Origin of the sequence: Methylohalomonas lacus (assembly GCF_024808875.1) — a bacterium.
GTDB lineage: Bacteria > Pseudomonadota > Gammaproteobacteria > Methylohalomonadales > Methylohalomonadaceae > Methylohalomonas > Methylohalomonas lacus.
The window spans coordinates 127501-134472 of the sequence record NZ_JANUCT010000008.1; the positions used below are offsets into that span (position 1 = coordinate 127501).

Below are 6972 nucleotides of genomic sequence, written 5' to 3' on the forward strand. Positions count from 1 at the left end.
TAAGGCGAGGCCGAAAGGCGTAGTCGATGGAAAACAGGTTAATATTCCTGTACCTCGCATAACTGCGATGGGGGGACGGAGAAGGTTAGGTCAGCCGGGCGTTGGATGTCCCGGTTTAAGCATGTAGGCAGATCTCTTAGGCAAATCCGGGAGATTAATGTCGAGGTGTGATGACGAGGTTCTCTTTGAGGACCGAAGTGATTGATACCAAGCTTCCAAGAAAAGCCTCTAAGCTTCAGGTTATGTGAGACCGTACCCTAAACCGACACAGGTGGGTAAGGAGAGAATCCTAAGGTGTTTGAGATAACTCTGGTGAAGGAACTCGGCAAAATAGCACCGTAACTTCGGGAGAAGGTGTGCCCCCGGTAAGTGAAGGCCCTCGCGGCTGGAGCTGGAAGGGGTTGCAGTGACCAGGTGGCTGCGACTGTTTACTAAAAACACAGCACTCTGCAAACTCGTAAGAGGACGTATAGGGTGTGACGCCTGCCCGGTGCCGGAAGGTTAAGTGAAGGGGTTAGCTTCGGCGAAGCTCTGGATCGAAGCCCCGGTAAACGGCGGCCGTAACTATAACGGTCCTAAGGTAGCGAAATTCCTTGTCGGGTAAGTTCCGACCTGCACGAATGGCGTAACGATGGCCACACTGTCTCCACCAGAGACTCAGCGAAATTGAATTCGCTGTGAAGATGCAGTGTACCCGCGGCTAGACGGAAAGACCCCGTGAACCTTTACTATAGCTTTACACTGGACTTTGAATAGGTTTGTGTAGGATAGGTGGGAGGCTTTGAAGCGGCAACGCTAGTTGTCGTGGAGCCAACCTTGAAATACCACCCTGATCTGTTCGAGGTTCTAACCCAGGCCCGTTATCCGGGTCGGGGACAGTGTATGGTGGGTAGTTTGACTGGGGCGGTCTCCTCCCAAAGAGTAACGGAGGAGCACGAAGGTACCCTCAGCGCGGTCGGAAATCGCGCATTGAGTGCAAAGGCATAAGGGTGCTTAACTGCGAGACAGACAAGTCGAGCAGGTACGAAAGTAGGTCTTAGTGATCCGGTGGTCCTGTATGGAAGGGCCATCGCTCAACGGATAAAAGGTACTCCGGGGATAACAGGCTGATACCACCCAAGAGTTCATATCGACGGTGGTGTTTGGCACCTCGATGTCGGCTCATCTCATCCTGGGGCTGTAGCCGGTCCCAAGGGTATGGCTGTTCGCCATTTAAAGAGGTACGCGAGCTGGGTTTAGAACGTCGTGAGACAGTTCGGTCCCTATCTGCCGTGGGCGTTGGAGATTTGAGAGGAGCTGCTCCTAGTACGAGAGGACCGGAGTGGACGCACCTCTGGTGTTCCGGTTGTCACGCCAGTGGCATTGCCGGGTAGCTAAGTGCGGACGGGATAACCGCTGAAAGCATCTAAGCGGGAAGCCTCCCTTAAGATGAGATCTCCCTGGGACCTTGAGTCCCCTGAAGGGCCGTTGAAGACTACAACGTTGATAGGCTGGGTGTGGAAGTGCAGCAATGCATGGAGCTAACCAGTACTAATTGCCCGTGAGGCTTGACCATATAACCCCAAGATAACTTGGGATGTGGCTGGCAACGTCTTGTAAGGCGACATACTTAAAAGTTAGATAACGTGCGTATAGATTCTGCGAGATACGCATCAGCATTCCGAATGTATGATCCAGCGCGCTCATCCGCGCGGATCCGCCGGTTTGTCTGGCGGCAATAGCGAGTAGGAACCACCCGATCCCATCCCGAACTCGGTAGTGAAACTGCTCAGCGCCGATGATAGTCTGGGGATCTCCCCACGCGAAAGTAGGACACCGCCAGGCATTTAATAATAACCCCCTGCTCCGATGGAGTAGGGGGTTTTTTATTTTAGGGCATTCTCAATCTGGTCGCCGAAACGGGGATTCAGTATAGTCGGGTAATCGCTCTGCCTAATATTTAAAGCATTTGCCATGCCGAGAGACCACAAGCAGTCTGATTGGGTTGATTTGAAAGACGATGAGCTGCTTGATATGCGCTTCTGCGACCTTGGCCTTAAGTTGGCCGAATCGCCGGTGCAGCCCTGTGTCGAGCAGCTTTATCAGGAACTGGCTGACAAGGGTCTGAAATTCAGGCCACATTGCTGGTTTGGCGAAGAGTGGTTCTCGCCCGACGGTATTCCGGGCATCGGTATCCCGTTTTTCCTGGCCCACAAGCGGCTGCGCCAGCTCGAACAACGCATGATGTTCGAGGTCGAGGGCGGCACCTACCACAGTTGCATGAAACTGCTGCGCCACGAGGCCGGCCACGCCATCGACAGTGCCTGGCGCCTGCACAAGCGCAAACCCTGGCAGCGGCTTTTCGGTGATTTCAGACGTCCCTATCCGGACTACTATTCGCCGCGACCGGGCAGCAAGAACTACGTTCTGCACCTGGACTGGTGGTATGCGCAAAGCCACCCGGCCGAGGATTTTGCCGAAACCTTCGCGGTCTGGCTCAAGCCCGGCAGCAACTGGCAACGGGATTATGCGCAATGGCCGGCAGTCAAGAAGCTGAACTATGTCGATGAGCTGATGTGTTCCCTCTACGGCCGTACCGCCCCTGTGCGTTGCCGGCAGCAGGTGGAACCGGTATCCAGACTCAACAAGACACTGCGCGAACATTACCAGCAGCGCCGACAGAGCTATGGCATCGACGTTCCGGAACTGTTTGATGTCGAGTTGCGGCGGCTGTTTTCGGCGCAACCTGCCGGCAGCAAGGGGCGGCGTACGGCCGCCGCCCTGCTGCGCCGATTGCAGCCGACACTATGCAAGATGTGCGCAAGGTGGACCGGTGAGTATCCTTACGCCATCGCGCAAATCATGCAGGAAATGATATTGCGATGCCGCGCGTTGCGGCTCTATGTTGATCGTGATGAGGAAGAGGTCAAGCTCGATGTTGCGATATTCATCAGTGTGCAGACCCTGAATTACCTGCACCATGTGCGTCACAGGATACCCATGTGAAAAAACGGCGCGTTCTACTGCTGGCCCATCAGGATCTGATTCCGCCGGATGATGCGGCAGAGTATACCGATGAAGTCTACAAGGACTGGAAAACCGAGTTCGATGTTATAACGACACTGCGCCAGGTTGGCCATGATGTTATGCCGCTCGGTGTCTATGATGATCTGGGTGTGATTCGTGAAGCGATACAGGCATTCAAGCCGCACATTGCCTTTAACCTGCTCGAGGAATTCCATGACAACTCGTTATTCGATCATCATATTGCCAGCTTTCTTGAGTTGATGCGGCAACCCTATACCGGCTGTAATCCCCGTGGACTGATGCTCGCGCATGACAAGTCCCTGACCAAGAAGTTGCTGGCCTATCACAAAATCCGGATACCGCGGTTCCGGGTTATTCCCATAGGACGGGTGGCCAGGATGCCCAAGAACTGCGAGTTCCCGCTTATTGTCAAGGCGCTGTATGAGGAAGGCTCCTACGGTATTGCGCAGGCCTCGGTCGTTGGCTCCATGGACAAGCTGCGTGAGCGGGTTGAATACATGCATGAGCAGCTGGGCTCACCGGCCATCGTGGAGGAATATATCGATGGTCGTGAGCTGTATGTGGCCATGCTGGGGAACCGTCGACTACAGGCTTTGCCCATCATCGAACTGGTTTTCGGCAAGATGCGCGAGGGCTCACAGCGAATCGCCACGTCCAGGGTGAAGTGGGACTGGAAATATCAGGAAGCGCATGGCATCGACACCATTGTCGCAGAGGATCTGGGCGCCGATATAGAGCGCCGCGTCGCACATCTGGCACGGCGCATGTATCGCATCCTGGGCCTGAGTGGTTATGCACGCGTGGATATGCGCCTGACGGCTGAAAACAAACTGTATGTGCTGGAAGCCAACGCGAATCCGGATCTGGGCTATGGCGAAGAGTTCTGCTGTGCCGCCGAAGCGGTGGGCATGAAGTATCAGGATCTGTTGCACAAAATCATGAATCTGGGGCTGCGCTACCGGCCCAACGAGAGCCTGCGCTAGCCGTATCAGTCGTGATACAGATCACAAAACATGTTCACCGCTGCATCTGTAGAACAGACCTCCTGTCTTTATAACTATCTGATATTGAACGAGTAATTTTTGATAGCCCCCGGCCTTGCGCGGCTGCCCGTGAACGATTGCTGCCGAAACAAATCCCAACTTGAGTTCTGTACAAATCCTTAACGAGTAGCTTGCGCCGTGCTAGGGGGCGGCTATCGTTGAAGACATTCAGTTCATGCGCAAGAAAAGGAGGTCCATATGTTTAGTTGGGCAATTACATTTCTCATCATCGCCATCATTGCCGGCATATTCGGTTTGAGTGGCATCGCCGGAACGGCGGCCAATATCGCCTGGATTCTGTTTGTTGTCGGTCTGGTGGTGGCCATCGTTTTCTTTATTGCCGGACGCCGGCCCCCTGCACCGTAATCCATCGGTATGAATGCTCGTTGCCGCATCAGGCAACGAGCGTTCTACCCAAATAGAATCGCTGATTTAAAAGAGTCTATATGGAGTACGCATTTGACGACCTGAGGTGGTCACTATACCTGACGAATCTCGCCGTTTTGAGTGTCGCGTTTCTGCTTGCGTTACCCCTGGGCTGGAACCGCGAATCCGAAACGCGCAATTTCGGGTTGCGTACTTTCCCGCTGGTCGCGGTGGCCAGCTGTGGCTACATGCTCATTGGCCAGGACGTGGTCGGCGATGATGCCAATGCCTTGGGCAAGATCATGTATGGCTTGATGACGGGGATTGGTTTCATCGGTGGTGGCGCCATTCTCAAGGACGGTGCCAATGTCCGCGGTACGGCGACTGCCGCAAGCATCTGGAATACCGGCGCCATCGGTATGGCGGTAGCCTTCCACCGTTATGAGATTGCCATCGCTTTGGCGATGGTCAACTTTGCCATTCTGCGCTTCATGAACAGTATCAAGAGCAGCGAGTAGACTCCTCAGTAAAAGCCCGGCTCGCCCGCGGGACGGGTCTTGAAACGACGGTGCAGCCACAGGTACTGCGCCGGGTCTGCCTGCAGGGCATCCTCTATCAAGCGGTTAATGCGAGTGGCATCCTCGATCTCGGATTCGGTCGGGAAATTTTCCACCGGTGTGAAATCGATGCGGTAGCGCTCCCCCCCGCTGATACGAAAGTGACTGCCGAATACGGCGGCGGCGCCGGTCATTTTTATTAGTCTGGACGTGCCGCGTATGGTTGCCGCCTGGATACCGAAGAATGGTGCGAAGACCGAATGGCGTGCCGAGTAATTCTGATCGGCGGCATACCAGATGGCGTTGCCCTGTTTCAGACGCCGGATAACCTGGCGGGTATCCTGTTTGGGTATGACGGCATTGAAGTAGCGTTGCCGGCCATGCTGAATGACATTGTCAAAGGCTGGGCTCCGGCTCGGCCGGTAAATGACATCCATTTCCAGATGATGGGCCAGCAATGCCCCGGCGATATCAATAGCCGAGAAGTGGGCGCCGATAATCAATACGCCACGGCCTTCAGCCAGGGCCCCGGTTACATGCTCCAGGCCATGAATTTCCAGACGATCCTTTAAATGATCAACGCCGCGCAGCCACGTGGTTCCCGTCTCGAAAATGCTCATGCCGTAAGAGGCAAAAGCCGCGCGCACGCGGGCATCCTGTTCGTCCGCTGACAGTTCGGGAAAACACAGCCGGATGTTGGCTGTCGTGATCTGGCGACGTTCGCGTGCCAGATGATACAGCAGCCAGCCCAGTCCGCGCCCCAGCCCCATCTGCCAGTGGTGGGGCAGGCGGACAAGCAGCCACAGGATGCCAATGCCGAATCGAATCCCCCAGTCGCGGGGATTGAGGCGGGCGCGTACTGATTTCATAGTGATCCAGTGGTCATCGGGTCAATTGGCCCGTCAGTCTAGACGATTTACGGGGGCTCGGCGCTTGTCCGGTCCCTCGACGGGCCGCAAGCCAAGCATATTTATAGCGCAAACTCAAGCACTTGGCTCCTGGTGTCGGCTTGGAAGAGGGCACAAGCGACTTGATCGGCACAGCCCCAGCAAGCAAAATAGAACCCTTGAGCCCCGGGTTGCCGTGGCTGACTGTGCGTAGTGCGCGGCATCGAATTCCAATAACCGCTTAACGCGGTGCTGCCGCACGATTCAACCATAACAATACATAAAATCTTACAGGCAGATACGCTGATGAGACTACTAACCATTATGTGCCTGGTGCTGGGTTTTGCCGGCTCCGCTTACGCTGAGGGTGATCCGACAGCCGGCAAGAATAAGGCCGAGAGCTGCCTCGGCTGCCATGGTGTCGCTGGCTACGATAACGCCTATCCCACCTACAAGGTACCGAAACTCGGTGGTCAGAGTGCGAGCTACATTGTTTCTGCGCTGAAGGCATACAAGTCTGAAAAGCGCTGGCACCCGACCATGCAGAGTCAGGCCGCGAGTCTTAGCACGGAAGATATGGAAGACATCGCAGCCTATTTCGAAAGCCTGAAGAACATTGAATAAGCGGTGGCGATGACTATGAAAAAAATAAACGCAAAGTGGATTCTGGCCATCCTGCTGGGTTTCTCGGCCAACCTGGTGCTGGCGGAAGAAGAGCAGGACAGTGAACCGAAACGGTCCGGCAAGGAAGTGGCCGAGGCGTGTATCGCCTGCCATGGTGAAAAGGGTGTCAGTCCGGATCCGAGTGCCTACCCGCATCTCGCCGGCCAGCATGCCGATTACATGGTTCGCGCACTGCTTGATTACCGGGAAGGCCGGCGCAAAAACCAGGTCATGAGTGCCATGGCGCAGAATCTGTCCGACGCGGACATCGAGGCAGTCTCCAAATACTTCGCCAAACAGGATGGCCTGGTTACGCCGCGGCTGCGACCGGCAAACTAGGGCCTGTTGATCTTTCACATGGGCAGCCAGATTATCGCGCAGGCCAACGCAATCATACTGGCATAGTTTCGCTGCAGTTTGTCATAGCGC

7 protein-coding genes and 2 rRNA genes (1 of these 9 only partly in view) are annotated in these 6972 nt (G+C 55.2%); 8 read left to right on the plus strand and 1 reads right to left on the minus strand.

Annotation, left to right across the window (positions count from 1 at the left end; genetic code table 11):
* From J2T55_RS07415 to J2T55_RS07440, 6 genes are all read left to right on the plus strand, one after another.
* Positions 1–1555, plus strand: a 23S ribosomal RNA gene (locus J2T55_RS07415); it begins 1339 nt to the left of the window's first position.
* A gap of 152 nt (positions 1556–1707) precedes the next feature.
* Positions 1708–1824, plus strand: a 5S ribosomal RNA gene (gene rrf / locus J2T55_RS07420).
* Positions 1825–1953: 129 nt separating this feature from the next.
* Positions 1954–2985 (plus strand): putative zinc-binding metallopeptidase, encoded by a 1032-nt coding sequence (locus J2T55_RS07425; RefSeq protein WP_259055264.1) that lies wholly within the window; start codon positions 1954–1956, stop codon positions 2983–2985.
* On the plus strand, positions 2982–4010 hold the full coding sequence (locus tag J2T55_RS07430) for a D-alanine--D-alanine ligase family protein (protein ID WP_259055265.1): 1029 nt from the start codon (positions 2982–2984) through the stop codon (positions 4008–4010). The genes J2T55_RS07425 and J2T55_RS07430 overlap by 4 nt, the downstream gene beginning before the upstream one ends.
* Before the next feature lie 258 nt (positions 4011–4268).
* Positions 4269–4436 (plus strand): DUF1328 domain-containing protein, encoded by a 168-nt coding sequence (locus J2T55_RS07435; protein ID WP_259055266.1) that lies wholly within the window; start codon positions 4269–4271, stop codon positions 4434–4436.
* Between the two features lie 80 nt (positions 4437–4516).
* Positions 4517–4954 (plus strand): MgtC/SapB family protein, encoded by a 438-nt coding sequence (locus J2T55_RS07440; RefSeq protein ID WP_259055267.1) that lies wholly within the window; start codon positions 4517–4519, stop codon positions 4952–4954.
* 5 nt (positions 4955–4959) lie between these two features.
* On the opposite strand, the gene lpxL is transcribed toward J2T55_RS07440, so the two are convergent.
* The gene (gene lpxL / locus J2T55_RS07445; RefSeq protein WP_259055268.1) at positions 4960–5862 is read right to left on the minus strand and encodes an LpxL/LpxP family Kdo(2)-lipid IV(A) lauroyl/palmitoleoyl acyltransferase; all 903 of its coding nucleotides are present in this window, start codon (positions 5860–5862) and stop codon (positions 4960–4962) included.
* Positions 5863–6186: 324 nt separating this feature from the next.
* Here lpxL and J2T55_RS07450 point away from each other — a divergent pair, with 324 nt between their 5' ends.
* Both J2T55_RS07450 and J2T55_RS07455 read left to right on the plus strand, forming a co-directional pair.
* Positions 6187–6504, plus strand: coding sequence for a c-type cytochrome (locus J2T55_RS07450; RefSeq protein WP_259055270.1), 318 nt, complete (start codon positions 6187–6189; stop codon positions 6502–6504).
* A 15-nt stretch (positions 6505–6519) separates the two neighbouring features.
* Positions 6520–6882, plus strand: coding sequence for a c-type cytochrome (locus tag J2T55_RS07455; RefSeq protein WP_259055271.1), 363 nt, complete (start codon positions 6520–6522; stop codon positions 6880–6882).
* Positions 6883–6972 lie beyond the last annotated feature (90 nt).

Coding starts and splice junctions, on each gene's coding strand:
- J2T55_RS07435 (WP_259055266.1), top strand. CDS start 4,269: ATGTTTAGTTGGGCAATTACATTTCTCATCATCGCCATCATTGCCGGC.
- J2T55_RS07450 (WP_259055270.1), top strand. CDS start 6,187: ATGAGACTACTAACCATTATGTGCCTGGTGCTGGGTTTTGCCGGCTCC.
- J2T55_RS07425 (WP_259055264.1), top strand. CDS start 1,954: ATGCCGAGAGACCACAAGCAGTCTGATTGGGTTGATTTGAAAGACGAT.
- J2T55_RS07455 (WP_259055271.1), top strand. CDS start 6,520: ATGAAAAAAATAAACGCAAAGTGGATTCTGGCCATCCTGCTGGGTTTC.
- J2T55_RS07440 (WP_259055267.1), top strand. CDS start 4,517: ATGGAGTACGCATTTGACGACCTGAGGTGGTCACTATACCTGACGAAT.
- lpxL (WP_259055268.1), bottom strand. CDS start 5,862: ATGAAATCAGTACGCGCCCGCCTCAATCCCCGCGACTGGGGGATTCGA.